The 17,507-nt window shown below is 56.3% G+C and carries 18 protein-coding genes; 8 read left to right on the top strand and 10 right to left on the bottom strand.

Going from position 1 to position 17,507, the window contains the following annotated elements:
• Positions 1-102: 102 nt before the first annotated feature.
• A complete protein-coding gene (leuS, locus tag OZ410_RS05465) occupies positions 103-2,940 on the bottom strand; it encodes a leucine--tRNA ligase (RefSeq protein WP_277706910.1) in 2,838 nt (945 codons plus the stop codon).
• Positions 2,941-3,056: 116 nt separating this feature from the next.
• Here leuS and OZ410_RS05460 point away from each other — a divergent pair, with 116 nt between their 5' ends.
• The 5 genes from OZ410_RS05460 to OZ410_RS05440 all read left to right on the top strand — a co-directional run bounded on the left by OZ410_RS05460 (position 3,057) and on the right by OZ410_RS05440 (position 6,547).
• Complete coding sequence (locus OZ410_RS05460) at positions 3,057-3,935, top strand: cell division protein FtsX (protein ID WP_277706909.1); 879 nt, start codon at positions 3,057-3,059, stop codon at positions 3,933-3,935.
• A gap of 34 nt (positions 3,936-3,969) precedes the next feature.
• Positions 3,970-4,239, top strand: a complete 270-nt coding sequence (locus OZ410_RS05455) for a DUF3098 domain-containing protein (RefSeq protein ID WP_277706908.1) — start codon at positions 3,970-3,972, stop codon at positions 4,237-4,239.
• Positions 4,240-5,040 carry an undecaprenyl-diphosphate phosphatase gene (locus OZ410_RS05450; protein WP_277706907.1) on the top strand — a complete coding sequence of 267 codons (801 nt, stop codon included), beginning with the start codon at positions 4,240-4,242 and terminating at the stop codon, positions 5,038-5,040.
• A gap of 11 nt (positions 5,041-5,051) precedes the next feature.
• Complete coding sequence (gene truB, locus OZ410_RS05445) at positions 5,052-5,762, top strand: tRNA pseudouridine(55) synthase TruB (protein ID WP_277706906.1); 711 nt, start codon at positions 5,052-5,054, stop codon at positions 5,760-5,762.
• A gap of 95 nt (positions 5,763-5,857) precedes the next feature.
• Positions 5,858-6,547 (top strand): energy transducer TonB family protein, encoded by a 690-nt coding sequence (locus OZ410_RS05440; protein ID WP_277706905.1) that lies wholly within the window; start codon positions 5,858-5,860, stop codon positions 6,545-6,547.
• Here the strand turns inward: OZ410_RS05440 and OZ410_RS05435 are convergent.
• The 5 genes from OZ410_RS05435 to OZ410_RS05415 all read right to left on the bottom strand — a co-directional run bounded on the left by OZ410_RS05435 (position 6,506) and on the right by OZ410_RS05415 (position 12,343).
• Positions 6,506-7,132 (bottom strand): thioredoxin family protein, encoded by a 627-nt coding sequence (locus OZ410_RS05435; protein ID WP_277706904.1) that lies wholly within the window; start codon positions 7,130-7,132, stop codon positions 6,506-6,508. The genes OZ410_RS05440 and OZ410_RS05435 overlap by 42 nt on opposite strands.
• Before the next feature lie 84 nt (positions 7,133-7,216).
• Complete coding sequence (locus tag OZ410_RS05430) at positions 7,217-8,641, bottom strand: TolC family protein (RefSeq protein WP_277706903.1); 1,425 nt, start codon at positions 8,639-8,641, stop codon at positions 7,217-7,219.
• A gap of 4 nt (positions 8,642-8,645) precedes the next feature.
• Positions 8,646-9,995, bottom strand: coding sequence for an HlyD family secretion protein (locus OZ410_RS05425; RefSeq protein WP_277706902.1), 1,350 nt, complete (start codon positions 9,993-9,995; stop codon positions 8,646-8,648).
• Complete coding sequence (locus OZ410_RS05420) at positions 9,988-11,664, bottom strand: peptidase domain-containing ABC transporter (RefSeq protein ID WP_277706901.1); 1,677 nt, start codon at positions 11,662-11,664, stop codon at positions 9,988-9,990. The genes OZ410_RS05425 and OZ410_RS05420 overlap by 8 nt, the downstream gene beginning before the upstream one ends.
• The gene (locus OZ410_RS05415) at positions 11,657-12,343 is read right to left on the bottom strand and encodes a TetR/AcrR family transcriptional regulator (RefSeq protein ID WP_277706900.1); all 687 of its coding nucleotides are present in this window, start codon (positions 12,341-12,343) and stop codon (positions 11,657-11,659) included. Before OZ410_RS05415 ends, OZ410_RS05420 begins: the two co-directional genes overlap by 8 nt.
• A gap of 151 nt (positions 12,344-12,494) precedes the next feature.
• Here OZ410_RS05415 and OZ410_RS05410 point away from each other — a divergent pair, with 151 nt between their 5' ends.
• The 3 genes from OZ410_RS05410 to OZ410_RS05400 are packed head-to-tail and all read left to right on the top strand — an operon-like array spanning position 12,495 to position 14,018.
• Positions 12,495-12,845 (top strand): hypothetical protein, encoded by a 351-nt coding sequence (locus OZ410_RS05410; RefSeq protein WP_277706899.1) that lies wholly within the window; start codon positions 12,495-12,497, stop codon positions 12,843-12,845.
• A gap of 35 nt (positions 12,846-12,880) precedes the next feature.
• On the top strand, positions 12,881-13,444 hold the full coding sequence (locus OZ410_RS05405; RefSeq protein WP_277706898.1) for a DNA-3-methyladenine glycosylase I: 564 nt from the start codon (positions 12,881-12,883) through the stop codon (positions 13,442-13,444).
• Positions 13,431-14,018 (top strand): hypothetical protein, encoded by a 588-nt coding sequence (locus tag OZ410_RS05400; RefSeq protein ID WP_277706897.1) that lies wholly within the window; start codon positions 13,431-13,433, stop codon positions 14,016-14,018. The genes OZ410_RS05405 and OZ410_RS05400 overlap by 14 nt, the downstream gene beginning before the upstream one ends.
• On the opposite strand, the gene aat is transcribed toward OZ410_RS05400, so the two are convergent.
• The 4 genes from aat to OZ410_RS05380 form a co-directional block, all read right to left on the bottom strand.
• Complete coding sequence (gene aat / locus OZ410_RS05395) at positions 14,015-14,683, bottom strand: leucyl/phenylalanyl-tRNA--protein transferase (protein ID WP_277706896.1); 669 nt, start codon at positions 14,681-14,683, stop codon at positions 14,015-14,017. The genes OZ410_RS05400 and aat overlap by 4 nt on opposite strands.
• A 24-nt stretch (positions 14,684-14,707) precedes the next feature.
• Entirely contained in the window at positions 14,708-16,084 is a 1,377-nt protein-coding gene (locus OZ410_RS05390; protein WP_277706895.1) for a short-chain fatty acid transporter, read from the bottom strand.
• Between the two features lie 41 nt (positions 16,085-16,125).
• Positions 16,126-16,503 (bottom strand): DUF3127 domain-containing protein, encoded by a 378-nt coding sequence (locus OZ410_RS05385; protein ID WP_277707174.1) that lies wholly within the window; start codon positions 16,501-16,503, stop codon positions 16,126-16,128.
• Positions 16,504-16,572: 69 nt separating this feature from the next.
• Positions 16,573-17,466, bottom strand: coding sequence for a flavin reductase family protein (locus OZ410_RS05380; protein WP_277706894.1), 894 nt, complete (start codon positions 17,464-17,466; stop codon positions 16,573-16,575).
• Positions 17,467-17,507: the final 41 nt, after the last annotated feature.

The raw sequence follows: 17,507 nt of genomic DNA, 5'->3' as shown, positions 1-17,507 counted from the left end.
TTTAGGGGGTATACTTTGTTTTTATTCTTTTTTCAACAATATTCTTCACAAAAAAGGGGGCCTGAGCCCCCTTTGATACAAATGCGGTGTGGCTGGCTTACCCTAGCCGACAATATTGACAATACGCCCGGGCACCACAATCACCTTTTTGGGAGTTCGGCCCTGCAATTGTTCCTGGGTGCGGGCATCGGCCATGACACGGGCTTCCAGCTCGTCCTTACTCAAATCCAGGGGGAGTTCCATGGTAAACCGCAGCTTCCCATTGAAGGAAATCGGGTATTCCTTGGTGCTTTCCACCAGGAAATCCGGGTTAAAGGCCGGGTAAGGCGCCCGGGCTATGGAATCCTGGTGCCCGAGTTTCTGCCAGAGCTCCTCGGCCATATGGGGGGCATAGGGCTCAATCAGGACGGCCAGGGGTTCCAGCACAGCCCGTTCGCGGCAGTTCTGGGCCGTGAGTTCGTTCACGCAGATCATAAAGGAAGATACCGATGTGTTAAAGGAAAACTCCTGGATGTCTTCCGTTACCTTTTTAATGGTCTTGTGCAGGGTTTTCAGGCTCTCGGCAGAAGGCTCCCCGTCCAGCACCTCAAAGCTGCGGTCCGGGCCCTGGTGGTAGAGTCGCCAGAGTTTCTTGAGGAAACTGTACACCCCGCTCAGGCCGGCCGTGTTCCAGGGCTTGGACTGCTCGAGCGGCCCAAGGAACATCTCGTAGAGCCTGAGGGCGTCTGCCCCGTACTCCTCGCAGATCTGGTCCGGGTTCACCACGTTGTATTTGGATTTGGACATTTTCTCCACTTCCCGATCTACCTTGAAAACCCCATTCTCGGACAGGAATTCGGCTTCGGCGTACTGGGGTTGCCAGGAGCGCAGGGCTTCGGTATCCAGCTCGTTGGAAGCATTTACCAGGTTGGCGTCCACGCGAATGGGCTCGGTCTGTTCGCCTTTGGCCAGGCCGCTACTCAGGTAGGTCTGTGTGCCGCTTCGGCGGTGGATAAACGCACTGGTCCCCAAAATCATTCCCTGGTTGATCAGCTTTTGGGCGTATTCGTCCACAGGCACCCATCCCCGGTCAAACATGAATTTCTGCCAGAAGCGGGAATACAACAGGTGGCCTGTGGCATGTTCGCTGCCCCCGATGTAAACGTCCACGTCCTTCCAGTACCCAATGGCTTCCGGGGAAACCAGGGCCTGGTCGTTGCGCGGGTCCATGTAGCGGTTAAAGTACTGGGAACTGCCTGCCCAGCCCGGCATGGTATTGAGTTCCAGCGGGAAGACGGTTTTATGGTCAATCCGGGCATTGTCGGTAACGGCCTCTGCCTGGGCGTCCCAGGCCCAACGGGTGGCGTTCCCCAGGGGTGGTTCCCCGGTTTCCGTGGGCAGGTATTTCTCCACCTCCGGCAATTCCAGGGGCAGGCAATGCTCCGGAAGCAGGTGGGGCAAGCCCTCTGCATCATAATACACCGGGAAGGGTTCCCCCCAGTAGCGCTGGCGGCTGAAGACCGCATCGCGCAAGCGGTAGTTGATGGTACCCCGGCCCAAGCCCTTTTCTTCCAGGGCTGCGATTACCTGCCGCGCCGCTTCCTTCTGCCCCAGGCCGCTGATAAAACCGGAGTTGGCGATTACAGCATTTTGTTTGTCCTCATAGGCCTCCTCCTCTACAGACACCCCTTCAAAGATGTTCGGGATGGGGATGCCAAAGTGACGGGCAAAATCAAAATCGCGCTGGTCCCCGCAAGGCACGGCCATAACCGCCCCCGTTCCGTAGCCAGCAAGCACATAGTCCCCGATCCAAACTGGCACGGGTTCCCCGGTAAGGGGATGGGCCGCATAAGCCCCGGTAAAGACACCGGAAACAGTTTTAACATCGGCCATACGCTCCCGTTCGGAGCGACGGGCGCTGGCTGCCACATAATCCTGTACGGCACGGGCCTGTTCGGGCGTGGTGATTTTTTCCACCAGTTCATGCTCCGGGGCCAGGGTCATAAAACTCACCCCGAAGATGGTATCCGGGCGGGTGGTAAAGACCTCAATATCGAAGGTATCGGGCTGATGGGCTGTGGGCTGGGTTTTAAACACCACGGAAGCCCCCACGGAGCGACCGATCCAATTGGTCTGCGCATCCTTCAGGGGCTGGGGCCAGTCTATGCGGTCCAGCCCGTCCAGCAGGCGCTGGGCATAGGCGGTGATCCGCATGCTCCACTGGGTCATTTTTTTGCGCACTACCGGGAAGCCTCCGCGCTCGGAGACCCCGTTTACCACCTCGTCGTTGGCCAGGACCGTGCCCAGTTCAGGGCACCAGTTCACCTCGGCCTCCGCCAGGTAGGTAAGGCGGTAGCGCAGCAGCATCCGCTGGCGTTCGGCCGCGGTATAGGCATTCCATTGTGTAGCTGTAAATATCGGGGTGTCTGCATCACAGGCCGCATCCAGACCCTGGTTGCCTCCGGCTTCAAACCGGGCAACAAGGGTGGAAATGGGTTCGGCCCGGTCCGTTTCCCGGTTGTACCAGGAGTCGAACAGCTGCATAAAGATCCACTGCGTCCATTTGTAGTAGGCCGGGCGGGAGGTGCGCACTTCCCGACTCCAGTCGTAGGAAAAGCCCAGGGCATCCAGCTGCTCCCGGTACCGGTTAATATTGACCTCGGTGGTCAGGGCCGGGTGCTGCCCGGTCTGTATGGCATACTGCTCGGCCGGCAACCCGAAGGAATCGTACCCCATGGGCTGCAGCACGTTAAAGCCCTGGTGGCGTTTGAACCGGGCGTAGATATCACAGGCAATGTACCCCAGCGGGTGCCCCACATGCAACCCCGCCCCGGAGGGATACGGGAACATGGTAAGGGCGTAGAACTTGGGTTTTTCCGATGGCCATTCCGCTTTAAAGGTTTGGCGATCCGCCCAATATTTTTGCCATTTGGCTTCAATTTCCTTGTGGTCGTAAAACATGTCTGCTGGGTACGCGCCCCAAAGGAGAATCCCGGGGCATTTAACGGGGCAAAAATAAACGGAATCCATTTACTTTCCTATTTTTACACCGGAACTCCACTTGCCTGAATGCCACCATGAGTAAATCCTTCGAGCGCTACCAGAAACGGAAACTGATTTCCTCCTATTTTTCAGTTACCCTGAGTATTGCATTGGTGTTGTTACTCCTTGGTGTCCTGGGGCTGTTGGTGCTGAACACCAAAAAGCTGGCAGACCACTTCAAAGAGCAGGTAACCCTCTCCGTCTTTTTCAAGGATACCGCCAAGCAGGTAGAAATAGACCAGTTGCAAAAACGCCTGGTGATGGAAGACTTTACCAAAAACGCCACCTATGTTTCCAAGGAAGCCGCCGCCGAACTGCACAGCGAGGAGATCGGGGAAAACTTTATGGATTTCCTGGGCTACAACCCGCTTAAAAATTCCATCGACCTGCAACTGAAGGCCGCCTTCGTTTCCCCCGTACAAATCGATTCCATTGCCTCAACCCTGCAGGCCACGGATTTTGTGGAGGAAGTGAGCTACGACCGCCCCACCATTGCCCTGCTCACCGAGAACGTGCAACGGGTGGGCCTGGGCATCCTGATCGCTTCCGCGGTCTTTACCCTTATTGCGGTGTTGCTGATCAACAGTTCCATTCGCCTGTCTATTTACTCCAAGCGGTTTATCATCAAAACCATGCAAATGGTGGGGGCTACCAAATCCTTTATCCGAAGGCCGTTTATCTGGACCAACATCAAGCTGGGCCTGCTGGGGGCAATCCTGGCCCTGGGCGCCCTGTACGGTTTGCTGGTCTACCTGGACCTGAATTTCCCTGACCTGGGCCTTATGGAAGACCCCATTACCATGGGCGGGCTTTTTGCCGGCGTCCTGGTTCTGGGGGTGATCATTGCCGGTATCAGCACTTTTTTTGCCACTCAACGCTTTTTGAACCTCCGCACGGACGACTTGTATTACTAATCCGGGGAGCCTTCAAAATCCTTACCTTTGACCTATGAGCAAGAAAAAACAACAGGGCGGCCCCGCCAAAAGCAAACGGGAATTCGTCTTCCAGAAACGCAATTACCTCTTTATGTTTGTGGGGCTTGTCTTTATTGCCCTGGGGTATATCCTGATGGCCGGGGGCGGCAGCGATGACCCCGCTGTCTTTAACCCGGACATCTACAGTTTTCGCCGGATCCGCCTGGCCCCTGCCCTGGTCCTGATCGGGCTGGGCATCGAAGTTTACGCCATCCTGGCCTCCCCGGGTAAGAAATCGCGCTAATTGGAACTGATCGACGCCATCCTGCTGGGCATCATCCAGGGGCTCACCGAATTCTTACCGGTCTCTTCCAGCGGCCACCTGGAACTGGGAAAGGCCCTTTTGGGAGACACCTCTGTTCCCGAAGAAAGCCTCCTGTTCACTGTGGTCCTGCATTTTGCCACGGCCCTGAGTACCCTGGTGGTCTTCCGGCGCGACGTCTGGGAAATCCTGTCAGGCCTGCTGCGCTTCAAGAACAACGAAGAAACCCGGTTTTCCCTGAAGATTGTGATTTCCATGGTCCCTGCAGCTCTTATCGGCCTGTTTTTTGAAGCCGAACTGGAACAATTCTTCGGCGGGAATATCGTCTTTGTAGGCGCCATGCTGCTGGGCACCGCAGCCCTGCTGTTTCTGGCAGACCGGGCGCGCAACACCCACAGAAAAGTCTCATTCCTGGATTCGCTGATCATTGGCGGGGCCCAGGCCATCGCTATGCTGCCGGGGATCTCCCGCAGCGGCGCCACCATTGCCACCTCCGTCTTGCTGGGGGTGGACAAGCGCAAAGCAGCCCGTTTTTCCTTCCTGATGGTGGTACCCCTGATCCTCGGGAAAATCGCAAAAGACCTTTTAAGCGGAGAGCTGAAACTGGGTAGCGAAAATATGGCGGTGATGGGCGCCGGGTTCCTGGCGGCCTTTGTGGCAGGGCTGCTGGCCTGCACCTGGATGATCCGGCTGGTACGCAACAGTAAACTCACCTATTTTGCCGTATATTGCCTGGTGGTGGGCCTTGTAGCCATTCTTGCCGGCACCTGGCTGCACCCTTAACCCCTATCGTTTTGGAACTTTCCCGTGACGCATTTCTGGAAGGACAAGTCCTGTTGGTGGACAAGCCCTATGGCTGGTCCAGCTTCCAGGCCCTCAATGCGGTGAAGTGGACCCTGCGCAGGGCCTTTGACCTCAAGAAAATCAAGGTGGGACACGCCGGGACCCTGGACCCCCTGGCCACCGGACTTTTGCTGATTTGTACCGGGAAGGCCACCAAGACCATTGCAGATTTACAGGGCATGCCCAAGACGTACGAAGGCGCCCTGGTGCTGGGCCATACCACCCCTTCCTTCGACCTGGAAACCGAGCCCGAACCCTCAGGTAGCTGGGAAGGCCTTACCCCGGCCGACCTGGAGGCGGCAGCTGCGCGCTTCACGGGTACCATCCGCCAACGCCCCCCGGTCTTTTCGGCCATCAAAAAAGATGGAAAACGCCTTTACGAATATGCCCGGAAAGGCAAGGAGGTAGAGGTGCCGGAACGCACCGTAACCATTACCCGCCTGGAAATTACCGGGATTGACTGGCCTGAGGTGCGCTTTACGGCAGATTGCAGCAAGGGCACCTACATCCGTTCCCTGGCCCACGACCTGGGGCAGGAACTGGGGTGCGGGGCCTACCTTTCTGCCCTGAAAAGAACCAAAATAGGGTCTTATTCCGTAGATAATGCAGTAACCCCGGATGCCTTTAAGGCGCGCTTCCGCGAAGCGGGCTTTTCGCTTTAAGCCCTGAAGGACAAACCCCGTGGGTCCTGAAATTTATACTAAAACCGTAATTTGGGGGTTATAGCACTATGAATCTGACCCGAAGTCACTTATCCATGATCATCACCGGATGCACCCTGGGCATTGTGGTGCTGACGCTATTCAACATCCATCTGGGCGCCCAGGTGGAAGAGGAATACGTCATCGAGATGAGCCTGGACGAGGCAGATTTACCGGAACTGCAGGAGCTGGAGGAACAACTGGCCGACGCTTCCGAACCCATCAAGTCCCACATGGCCCTCAATGAAACGGTTAAGCCCCAGTTCGGGGACCCCGAACCCTTGAAAACCCTGGAAGAAATCCTGCAGGAGCGGGAAGCCTCCGGGGCAGAAAACCCCAACGAAAGCCCGGGCGAAGACGGGGCCTATGAGGAACAATTGCGGGAACTCACCCAGAAACGGGCCGAAATGCAGGAAAAGCTGGATGCCAAGGAAGCCGAGAAAAAGGAATACACCAACCTCTTGAAAGACCGGCGCACCTCCATTTCCTATTCGCTGGTGGAGCGCAATGCCTATGACCTGCCCCCGCCCATTTACACGTGTATAGAGGGAGGAAAGGTGGTCATCAATATCGAAGTGGATGCCGGCGGACGCGTTACCGATGCGAGTTTCAATGCGAAAAGCTCAGGCACTTCCAATGGATGCCTGGTCGAAAATGCCATTGCCTACGCCCTGAAAGCCCGGTTTAACCCGGATGCCAAAGCATTACAAAAGGGCACCATTACCTACATCTTTCAAAGTAAGTAAGGCCGCCAGCTCGGCCGCCGCTGCCTGACCCTTGTCCTTATTGTACCACCGTTGCAGGGATTCCCGGAATTCCGGAGTGAGCTTCCCGTGTGCTGCCTTAAAGGCGCGAACCTGGTCCATCAGGGGTTCGGGCCGGGGCCCCCAGCTTTCCGTTACCTCCGTGCCTTCACGGTTCAATACCAGGAGTTTTGGTATGGCCAGAGCGCCATCAGTGCGATAGTGCTCCATAAGTTCCAGGTGCTGGTCCCGGTAGGCGATTTTCAGGGAGAGGCCCGGGCAGTAACTGGCCAGTGCTTCCATAATGGGAAGTATGGGCGCAGCATCCCCGCACCAGGTTTCCGTAAACACCAGCCAAATAGCCTCCACCCCCTGGTCCAGGGCTACTTTGAGGTCTTCGCCCAGGCGGAAGGTACGGTCCCAGCGTTTCATCCGCTGGTGGTTCAGTTTCGTATAGTGGATCAGGGATTCGGTCTGCTCGGGGCCCGAAGTCCTCCCCTCCCGGGCCTGGGCGGCAACGGTATCCCTGTAGGTAGGGTAATCCATGGCGCCCTCCAGGGCATGTTGTATCAGGTCTTTCTGGCTCATAGGCATCTTTTGGTGCTCCTTTCTCTATACACCCGGGCTTAGTAGCCCCGGGAATCCAAACCTTACATCCGCCAACCTCAGGGCCTACCGGGTACCGGGAGGCGCAATTTCTGTGGGGTTGATCCCCAGTACCTGGAAGAGTTTGGCCTGGGTCTGCAGGTATTTGTTTTGCACTGCATTGGACTTAAGCCGCGTATCGATCAGGCTCCGCTCCCGGGAATTGACCAGGAACAAAGAGCTCTCCCCAAAACTAAACTTGCGCTCCTCGGCCTGCAGCATACGGGCATAATCCGATACCATCCCAGCAATCAGGGCATTTTGCCGGTCAAAGGATTGCAGGGCGCCAAAAGTGCCCAGCACCTTGTTGCGAATGCTCAGGCGGGCGTTGTCCCGTTCAAACTGGGCATCCTGCAACTTGAAGCGCGCCATTTTGAGCGCCCCCCGCTCCTTGCGCAGAAACAAGGGCATCCGAAAAGTAACCCCACCCTTGTACTGCTGGGTTTCAAAGGAACGGATGACCTCGGGGGTCTGGGTCAGGAAATTGTATTCCAGGTCAATCTGGGGCAACAGCTCGTTGGTTTTCAGCCGCTGGTCTACCCGCAGGCCTTCAATCTTGAACTCCAGGGCCCGGAGCTTGGGGTGGGCCTCCAGGGCCAGGCTGTCCATAATCCAGTCCCGGATGCCCAGGGCCTCGGCTACTGCAGGTGCAGGATCCGGGTCCGGGGTTACCCCTTCCTGTAACTCTACCGGGGTGTTATCCTGCATCCAAAGGAAATTGGACAAATCCAGGGAGGCCTGCAGGTACCGCACCCGTGCCTGCTCCAGGCCCAGTTCCCGATTCTGGACCGCAATGCGGGCTTCCACCGTATCTATGGCTGCGCGGTCGCCGGCCAGGGCGCTTTCCCGTATGCCCCGAAACCGCAGAATTGCATTGGCCCGGAATTGCTCGTACACCAGCAGGTCTTTATATGCCTGCAACCAATCGAAATAAGCCAGGGAGGCATCGTACAACACCTGGTTAACCTGCAGGTCCCGCTCTGCGCGGCTCTGGCGGGCATACAGCCGCGCCTTCCGCAGGGTAGCCATCCGCTCATTAATCCACAGGCCGCGGCCTACCGAAACGCTAACCCCGGCACTGTACAGACCATCGGTCGGGACTACCTGGTCCGGACTCAGGAAATCCCCTTCATTCTGTTCAAACTGCCCTTTGAATTCCACCCCGTACCAGGTCGGGATCTTAAAGGCGGCATTCAGGCGGTCGTAATATTCGGTCCCCTTGAATTGCTTCCGGTCGTAATCCACCTCCAGTTTCGGGTCGAACCCGCCACGGGAACGCAACAGGTTGGCCTCACCCAAACTCAGGACCAGGTTGGCCTGTTTGGCCACGGGGTGGAATTGCTTCACATAGGCCAGGTACTCTGCAAACCCCAGGGTAATACTATCCTGCGGCTGGGCCCGGAGTACAGGCCCGCAGAGCGCCAGCAAAAAGACCAACAGCGTATTGCGCATAGCGTTACTTTGAAGCGGTTTTTCCACCCTCGACGGGGTTATAGTAATTCGGCGGGAAACCATTGAGTTTCCGCCAGAGCTCAAACCAGATAGGGACGTCTTCCAGCAGTGCAATGGTATTGGCGCCCGAGCCTACCCGCAGGTCCTTGGGCCAGGAGTGGTCTTCCGGGTCCGGGGCCAGCAGGATGCGATATTTCCCATTGGGGCTGATAAAGGTCTCAATAGCCACGACTTCCCCCCCGTAGGTCCCGTAGGAAACGTTGGGCCAGCCGCTAAAGATGATGGCGGGCCAGCCGTCAAACTGGATCCGCACCTTTTCCCCCAGGTGAACCAGGGGCAGATCTATCGGGTCTACAAAGGTCTCCACGGCCATGTCGTATTCGGATGGCATAATGCTCACCAGCTGGTCGCCCTCCTTAAAGGTTTCGCCAATCCCGGCTCGCAGGGCCTTGTTTACATAGCCCGTCTGAGGCGCGCGCACGTAATAGAGTTCGCTCCGTCGCTCGTAGTTGGCGTACTCGTTTTCCAGTTTGGTCACCTGGGCCTCCGAATCGAACTGGGCCGAACGGGCGGTAAACAGATCGCTGCGGGCCTTGGATATCTTGTCCGTATACTCGGCTTCCACCCGGCCGATCTCCATTTCGGCATTCAGTACCTCGTTGCGGCTGGCCAGCAGCTTGTTTTGCTGTGAGATCAGCTTGGCCCGGGACTCCTGCAATTTCATCCGCTTCTCCTCCACGTCCGTAACAGCCTTAAGGCCTTCCTCCTGCAGGGTGGACGTACGCTCGTACTGCCGCTCCGCAATAGTGATCTGGGTTCGGGCGGCCTCCAGGTCCAGGCTGTCGCTTTCCACCTTCAGGCGGGCCTGCAGCAGCTTGTTTCGGGCCTGTTCCAGTTTTAACCGGCGCTCCGTGGCCAGGGCGCCAACCTGCGCCTCAAGGGCCCGGCCCTTCTCCTGGTAGGAAGACACGGCCATGTTCTTGGCCTGTATCTGCTGCCCGGTGCGCTCAATAAGCCTGGGGTCGAAGTATTCGTTTTTTACCTCGGACATAAACAGGATGGTATCCCCGGCCTGCACCAGGTCCCCTTCCCGCACGTACCATTTTTCGATCCGGCCGGGGATGGGTGACTGCACGGTCTGCGGCCGCTGGTCTGGCCGCAGGGTAGTGAGGTAGCCTTCCCCGCTGATATTCTGGGTCCAGGGCAGGAACAGCACTACCACCCCAATGCCCGCAAACGCCAGCAAAAAGCGGTTAAAATGCTTGTAGTGCCTACGGTGGAACACCCGGCGGGCCGCCTCAAAACGGCTCAGGTCCACCTTATCGTTCAATTTGTTGGGCGATATGTTAAGCATCTTTTCTTTCGTTTAAGATTCTACCATCCTCCATATACACCACCCGGCCGCAACGCGAAGCCCAGCGCTCGTTCTCGCTCACCACCAGCAGGGCCCACCCATTGGCGGGGTCCGTCAGGAAATCCATAACCTCAGAAGCCTCGGAGGGGTCAAAATTGTCCAGCGGGTCCTTCAGCAGCAACAATTTGGGGTTGCGCAGGATGCTCCGCGCAAGGACCAGCTTTTTTCCTATGGTAAAGGGAATCTGCCGGCCTTCCGGGTACAGGATCGTATTGAGTCCCTGGGGCTGTTCCTTTACAAACTGGAGCAGTTTGGTCTTCTCCAAAGCCCAGTATATGCGCTCCATGGGGATGGTGGCATCCCCAAAGGTGAGGTTGTCCAAAATGGTCCCCTCAAAGGGGGATTCCTCCGGCATGGATTTGCCCAGGTGGGACCGGTAATAATTCAGCTGCACTCCTTTCAGGGAAATGTCGTTCACAAAGATCTGCCCGGCGTCCGGTTCCAGGATGCCCGCTATTAATCTCAGCAGGGTAGATTTTCCGGATCCCGACGGCCCTTTCAGCAATACGCTGCACTGGGGCGTCATGGTGAGGTTTACCCCATTGAGGATGGTCTTTTCCCCGCTTGGTACGCGGTAGTGGAGGTCGCGCACCTCCACCCGGAAGCCTTCGCCTTCGGCAAAGGGGCGTTCCCCGCCCATGGGTTCGAGTTCCTTATCTACCACCTGCCCGAGCTTTTCCAGGGAAGTGAGTAGGTCGTAAAAGGTCTCCAGACCCAGGATCAATTTCTCCACTGAGCTTATGACCAGAAGGATGATGATTTCGGCGGCCACAAATTGCCCGATGTTCATCTCCTGGTTGAGTACCAAAAGCCCCCCGATAAGGAGCAGCCCGGCGGTAACGAGTACCTTAAACCCGATCATCTGGATAAACTGGATCACCAGGATGCGGAAGTGGCTCTCCCGGGCTTCCAGGTAGGAGGTCACCAGGGCATCGTTCTTGTTCACGGCGTGGGAGGTTTTCCCGGAAAGTTTGAAACTGATAATGGACCGCGCTACTTCCTGTATCCAGTGGGCTACCTTGTACTTGTATTTGGACTCCTGAAGGCTGGTATCCAGGCCGCGCTGGGCCGTGTATTTGAAGACCACGTAAATCAGCAACAACAGCAACAGTCCGTACAGGATAAAGAAAGGGTGGTAAAAGGAAAGCAGCAGCAAGCCGAAAACGATCTGCAACAGGGCCGCTGGAAAATCCACCAGGATTTTGGACAGGGACTTCTGTACCGTGAGGGTGTCGAAGAACCGGTTGGCCAACTCCGGCGGGTAAAACCGGGTTAACGCGCTCATTTTGATCTTTGGGAAGCGGTAGGCAAACTCAAAGGACGAGCGGGTAAAAATCTTTTGCTGCAGGTTTTCGATGATGCGGATCTGCATGAGTTGCAGGATCCCCACAAAGGCTACCCCAAGGGTCACCAGGATCACCAGGACAATCCAGGATGTGCTTACCTGGGCCCCCTGGATCAGGTTGATGATGGCCTGTATCCCCAAGGGCAGGGAAAGGTTTACCAACCCGGCAAAAATGGCATAATAGAATATCTGTGCCAGGTCCTTTTTCTCCAGGCTCAGCAGCCCCATCAATCGCTGCCAGGATGTAAGTATGGGTTTAGACATATTCACTGGAATTAAGAACTGAGGTTACGAGGCCTCTGAAAAAGTGGGTTATGGAGCCAGGTTGTTTGCAATTGGTCAGGGATGGGAGGTGGTTCTCCAGGAAATGCTGGTGGAGGGAACCCTCCAGCACCGTACTGGCCAGGCTACGGGCAAACGGGTAATCCCCATTCACCTCCCCGATCATTTCCGCAAAGCGTTCCACCAACCTTTTGTACGGTTCGAAATATCCTTCCTTGTTTTCCCGATCTACGGCCTTGGTCAAAAAAGGTTTGGCGTGCTCATTCACCATAATCCGGTTCAGGGCTACCTCATCCACATGGGCAAAAGCCATATCCAACTCAACGGGCTGGGTCAGGATTTCCAGGGCTTTGTTTAGTCGATCTTCCGGGTCGGACGCCCCCAGGGTGTTCAGCACCAGCCGGTACTCCATCCACCCCCAGTACCAGCAGGACAGATAGAGCAGAAATTTATGCTTGTTCTCGAAGTATCGGTATACCGAACTCTCGTTAGAGCCCACCAGATCCCCGAGTTTTTTAAAGGTAAAGTGTTCAAACCCCTGCTGGTCGATCAGGGCGATACCCTGTTCCACCAGGCGCTTGCCAAGGTCGGAAGACTCCGGGTCTTTCACATACACCTTGGGGTTGATGGTGATTTTCAGGTTGCGAATCAATCTTTCCATGATAGGAATTTTCGCAAATTTAATAGTATTACTATCATTTTATGTGTGTTTAACTATTATTTAACGATAGTAATATGATTATAATCCTCTGGTATTTTCTTATATTTGTAATATTGACTACCGCATATTGTCATTTTAATATTTTGAAGCCATGAAAAGAGTTTTTTTTACATTATTGACAGTTTTGCTGGCTGGACAGCTGTCCTATAGCCAGGCCGTTACCGTACAGGAGGGTGCCGAGTTTCGCATCGAAAAGCCGGAAGGCACCTACCAGCACATCCAGTTCCCCAGAGCCAACTTTATTATCAAAAGGGGCGGCATTGCCAACATGGCCGCTACAGACGGTCTTACCGTGGTGGTAGATCGCGTCAGCCGGAAAAACGGGAACCAGGTGGTTATCCTGAAACGGAAAGATGGCGCCAAATTCTTCCGTAATTTCCGCACTGTAGCCGCCCACTGGCCCGAGGCTATAGAAGCAGGAGAACTGGTCGCCCTGGATTAGTTGGACCGCAAGCCCCTTTAGGCTACCTTTAAAGCATGGAGAAACACCGATGCGGATGGTGCCTTGGGGACCCCGTCTACGAGGCCTACCACGATACCGAGTGGGGTGTTCCAGTAAGGGACGACCTTAAAATGTTCGAATTCCTTACCCTGGAAACCTTTCAGGCAGGTCTGAGCTGGATTACGGTTCTAAAGAAAAGGCCGCATTTCCGTGAGGCCTTCGATGATTTTGATTACACCCGGGTTGCCCGCTATGACGAAGCTAAGATAGCTTCCCTGTTGGGCAACCCGGGTATTATCCGCAACCGCCTGAAGATAAGGGCTGCGGTTACCAATGCCCAGGCTTATCTGAAAATCCGGGAAACTTTCGGCTCCTTTTGCCAGTACTATTGGGGGTTTACCGACGGTAAAACCCTGCACAACCAAATTTCCGATTACCGGCAGGCCCCGGCCAACACCCCCCTTTCGGACCGCATCAGCAAGGACCTCAAACAGCGGGGCTTTAAATTTGTGGGCAGTACCGTGGTGTATGCCCATATGCAGGCCACCGGCATGGTAAACGACCACGAAACCCGTTGTTTTCGATATGGGGAAGTGTAGGTATTTACCGATCCTGCTTTTCTTCCTGACGGTGTTACAGGGGTATAGCCAGGAAGCCTCCGAACGCGCCTACCGCATCCGAAAAGCACAATTTCCGCAACAGGCCCGGGAAACTTTGAAACCCTACCTGGAAGATGCCCGCCGTTTGCGCTATTACAAGGAGAAAGACCAAAACCGGGTGCGTTACCTGATGCGGTTTAAGAAAGATCGGTTGGTTTACCGGGCGGCTTTCCTGTCCGCAGGGGAATTTCAGGCCCTTGGCGTTTATATCCAGCCTGTAGACATTCCGGATGATACCTGGGCGGCCATACAGGCCTACCTTTCCCGAACGCATACCCACTACAACGTCCGGCGCATCCTGCAACAATACCCCCGCAGCCAGTTCCCGGCCGAAGCCCCTGCCTTGCGGGCTGCATTCCAGAACCTGCTGCTCCCTGAAATCCGATATCACCTGATACTGGAGGCCCGCACCACGGGGCAAAGGGTACAGTTGGAGTACCTTTTTAATGCGGAAGGTGAATTCCTGGAGTACCGGGAATCCCTGCCTGCCAATTTCGACCGAATCCTTTACTAGGACACCGCGCCCTGCCTTAAGATCTGAAGGAATTCCGACCGGGGAATTTCCCGGGCACCCAGGCTTTCCAAATGGGGGGTATATACCTGGCAATCCACCATGGCATACCCCGCAGCTTCTACGTCCTGTACCATATGGATAAAGCCCGCCTTGCTGGCGTTGGAAACATGGGCAAACATACTTTCCCCGCAAAAAACATGCCCCAGGTCTACCCCGTATAAGCCGCCCACCAGGCGGTCGTTCTCCCATACCTCATAGGAAACGGCATCCCCGGATCGATGGAGTTCCAGGTAAGCTGCAATCATCCCTTCCGTAATCCAGGTTCCCTCCTGCCCGGGCCTGGGAACGGCGGCGCAGGCCCGGATTACCGCCTCAAAATCCCGGTTTTTGGTCACCTGAAAGACCCCGGAATTCAGCAGGCGCCGCATACTCTTCGAAACCCGCAGCTCTCCCGGAAACAACACCATTCTCGGGTCCGGGCTCCACCACAATATCAGGGCGTCTTCGTTAAACCAGGGGAATATGCCCGAGCGGTATGCCAGCCGCAGGCGGTCCGGCCTCAGGTCGCCCCCGGCAGCCACCAGGCCTTCTCCCCCAGCCGTTTCGGCGGGTGGGAATACCAGGGCGTCGGTTAAAAATGGTATGGGCCTGCGGGTATCCGACATAATAACCCCAAGATAGCATCCCGGTTACCAAAAAAGCAAGCCCACGAGAAAGGCCACGACTCCGAAAAGCATAAAGATGAGGGTATAGGGAAGGATCTCCCGGGCTTTGAGACCGGTAATCCCCAGGAGGGGCAGGGCCCAGAAAGGCTGCATCATGTTGGTCAGCTGGTCGCCGTAAGCCAGGGCCATAAGGGTTTTAGAAGGGGACACCCCCAAATCTATGGCAGCCTGCAGGATTACTGGGCCCTGTACCGCCCACTGCCCGCCGCCGCTGGGAATAAACAGGTTTACAATCCCGGCACTGATGAAGGTGTAAATCGGGAAGGTGGTTTCCGTCCCGATGGCTACAAAAAAATCGGAGACCATCTGGATCAGGCCGCTGTTTGCCATAATTCCCATGATCCCGAAATACAGCGGGAATTGGATCAGAATACCAGCCGTTCCCCCTATGGCTGCCCCTACAGCCCTGCGGAAATTGCCTATGCTGCCATGCAGCAGCACTCCCAGGCCCAGCATAAAGAAATTCAGCATATCCGGGGTCAGGTCAAAGCGCGTAAGGCGGGGCCAGTATTGCAGGAAAAATGCCGTAAAAATGACCCCGGCAAAAACCCTGGACACCCATGCGTTCCTGTCCAGCTGTTCGGCGCCTTTCAGGGGCACTTCCTCCACCGGCCCCAGTGTAGTTTCGGCTAAGCTGGGGGCCTGGCCCGGGCTTCGCTTTCCCAGCCACCAGGCCAGGGTGCTTAACCCAATAAGCAAGGCGGCAAATGTCCATAGGTTAGACGGATGGAACACCGTAAGGGAGGTTGGGATACTGGCAGGATAGGCCGCCAGGGCTTCCGGGGCTACCACCCCCTGCAACAGGGTAGTGATATGCCCGGGCTCCGAAGCCTTGATAGCGGCGGAACAACTGATGCCCCCGTTGTAGGTCATCAAGCCCAGGTACCCGCAGGCACCCACCAGGGGGTAATGGATGGCAATGCCGCGTTGCTGGGCGTGTTCCCCCACCTTGCGGGCCAGGATAGCGCCAAAGATCAGCGCCAGGCCCCAGTTAAAGAACGCCACCAGCACCGTGGACGAAGCGACCAGCAGCGCAGCAGAGGCCCCATCCCGTGCCAGGGCGGTGATGCGGCCGATTACCCGTTCCATGGGCCGGCTCAGGACCACCACATGCCCCAGCACCAGGATCAGCATCATCTGGTAGGCAAAAACGAGCAACCCCGGGTTCCATACCCCGCCTTCCCAGGCCCGCAACACCTGCTTCCAGGCGCCGGCGCGGTCCGGGTACTCCCCAAAGCCCCAGGCAAGGGCCATGGTAAGCCCGGTCAACAGCAGGGCGATGACAAAGGGGGATGGCAGGACACGGCGAAAACCGGCCAGCAAGGTATTGCTCAGTCCCATGGGGCGAGGGTTAATGGCTCTGGAAAGAAACCTCCGATACCTTAGAACGGCAGGTCGTCGTAATCTTCTTCCTTGAGGTCGTCCGCAGGTTCAAAGGCTTCCATGGGCGGTACGGGAGGCATGTTTGCATCCGGCTGGGCTGCCTGCATAGCCTCAATACGCCACCCCTGGATGGAATTGAAGTATTTGGTTTCCCCCTGGGGGCTGGTCCATTCCCGGCCCCTGAGGTTGATGCTGACTTTTACCTGCTGCCCCACCTGGTAGGCATCCAGCAGGTCGGTTTTGTCCTGTACAAACTCAATCAGCAAAAACTGGGGGTACTGCTCGTCCGTGGTCAGGACCAGTTCGCGTTTGCGGAAACCGTTGTTGCCAAAGGTTTTGGTGGATTCGATCTTTTTGATAGTTCCTTGTACTTCCATAGGATCTTGCGTCATAATATTTAGGTGTTGAAAGGAATATATGCGGGAAGGGCATGCCCGGTCCCGGGGTTAGTTCTCGGTGGACGCCAGCAGGGTTTTCCAGGCGGAAGATACATCATTCCCGTCTAAAAACTCCCGGGCCTTTTCATGAATGCGCTCCTTGTCTCCCGAACTCAGCACACCCCGCACATCCATGCGTTCGGCTACAAAAGCAGCTACTGCCTCAGGATCCGGAAGGCGATCTACATTGCCCAGCAAGCCCAGGTGGTTTCCGGTCAGGACATTGCTGTGCAGGATTTCGGGCGGAATACCATCCACCCCAATACCCGGGTGGCTCAAAGGCTTGGGGACCTCGAAAAGCCCGGAAGAGGCGCGGTTGTACCAATTGCCCCCCATACGGGCAACCAGGTCCTGCAGGGCCGGGTCCGGCATTCCGTCGGCCCCGAGTACTTCAGGGTCCAGGTGCAGGGCCACCACCTCACAAAATATGAGATTCCCGGCACCCCCCTGATCGCCCAGGGGTTTGATTTCGGTTACCCGGCACTCAAACTGGGCAGGGGCACCTGCTACGCGCCAGGGCCGCACTTCCTGTGAAGGCAGCATGCCAAAACCGGCCTTCCTGAATTCATTCACCCCCCTGGGGTATTCCGTACTGGAAAGGGACATTTGCTGCACCATCCCATAAGAGACCGTATTGATTACCACTTCCGGTACCTGCCGCACATTTTCCAGGGTGTCCTTTACGGTATTGTCCCGTACCCGGCGGGAAGGGGAAAAGATCAATATTGGCGGGTTGGAACTGAATACGTTAAAAAAGCTGAACGGGGAAAGGTTGGGGTTGCCGTCGGCATCCACCGTACTGGCCAGGGCAATAGGCCTGGGCCCTACAGCACCCAGCAGGTAGCCGTGCAATTTCCGGGTTTCCAGCGCCCCCGGCAAGAGGGTCAGCATCTTTTTTTCCATACCCGCAAAGGTAGCAAATTTAGGGGCGAAAGCGAGGCCCG

The organism is Robiginitalea aestuariiviva (assembly GCF_029537735.1).
GTDB classification, from domain to species: domain Bacteria; phylum Bacteroidota; class Bacteroidia; order Flavobacteriales; family Flavobacteriaceae; genus Robiginitalea; species Robiginitalea aestuariiviva.
The sequence above is the reverse complement of the archived record's forward strand: the minus strand, read 5'-3'. Positions and strand labels throughout refer to the sequence as shown.

What these genes read in the sequence shown, in the direction of transcription:
- leuS (WP_277706910.1), bottom strand. Translation starts at nt 2,940, where the DNA reads ATGTTTTACGACCACAAGGAAATTGAAGCCAAATGGCAAAAATATTGG.
- OZ410_RS05460 (WP_277706909.1), top strand. Translation starts at nt 3,057, where the DNA reads ATGAGTAAATCCTTCGAGCGCTACCAGAAACGGAAACTGATTTCCTCC.
- OZ410_RS05455 (WP_277706908.1), top strand. Translation starts at nt 3,970, where the DNA reads ATGAGCAAGAAAAAACAACAGGGCGGCCCCGCCAAAAGCAAACGGGAA.
- OZ410_RS05440 (WP_277706905.1), top strand. Translation starts at nt 5,858, where the DNA reads ATGATCATCACCGGATGCACCCTGGGCATTGTGGTGCTGACGCTATTC.
- OZ410_RS05435 (WP_277706904.1), bottom strand. Translation starts at nt 7,132, where the DNA reads ATGAGCCAGAAAGACCTGATACAACATGCCCTGGAGGGCGCCATGGAT.
- OZ410_RS05430 (WP_277706903.1), bottom strand. Translation starts at nt 8,641, where the DNA reads ATGCGCAATACGCTGTTGGTCTTTTTGCTGGCGCTCTGCGGGCCTGTA.
- OZ410_RS05425 (WP_277706902.1), bottom strand. Translation starts at nt 9,995, where the DNA reads ATGCTTAACATATCGCCCAACAAATTGAACGATAAGGTGGACCTGAGC.
- OZ410_RS05420 (WP_277706901.1), bottom strand. Translation starts at nt 11,664, where the DNA reads ATGTCTAAACCCATACTTACATCCTGGCAGCGATTGATGGGGCTGCTG.
- OZ410_RS05415 (WP_277706900.1), bottom strand. Translation starts at nt 12,343, where the DNA reads ATGGAAAGATTGATTCGCAACCTGAAAATCACCATCAACCCCAAGGTG.
- OZ410_RS05410 (WP_277706899.1), top strand. Translation starts at nt 12,495, where the DNA reads ATGAAAAGAGTTTTTTTTACATTATTGACAGTTTTGCTGGCTGGACAG.
- OZ410_RS05405 (WP_277706898.1), top strand. Translation starts at nt 12,881, where the DNA reads ATGGAGAAACACCGATGCGGATGGTGCCTTGGGGACCCCGTCTACGAG.
- OZ410_RS05400 (WP_277706897.1), top strand. Translation starts at nt 13,431, where the DNA reads ATGGGGAAGTGTAGGTATTTACCGATCCTGCTTTTCTTCCTGACGGTG.
- aat (WP_277706896.1), bottom strand. Translation starts at nt 14,683, where the DNA reads ATGTCGGATACCCGCAGGCCCATACCATTTTTAACCGACGCCCTGGTA.
- OZ410_RS05390 (WP_277706895.1), bottom strand. Translation starts at nt 16,084, where the DNA reads ATGGGACTGAGCAATACCTTGCTGGCCGGTTTTCGCCGTGTCCTGCCA.
- OZ410_RS05385 (WP_277707174.1), bottom strand. Translation starts at nt 16,503, where the DNA reads ATGGAAGTACAAGGAACTATCAAAAAGATCGAATCCACCAAAACCTTT.
- OZ410_RS05380 (WP_277706894.1), bottom strand. Translation starts at nt 17,466, where the DNA reads ATGGAAAAAAAGATGCTGACCCTCTTGCCGGGGGCGCTGGAAACCCGG.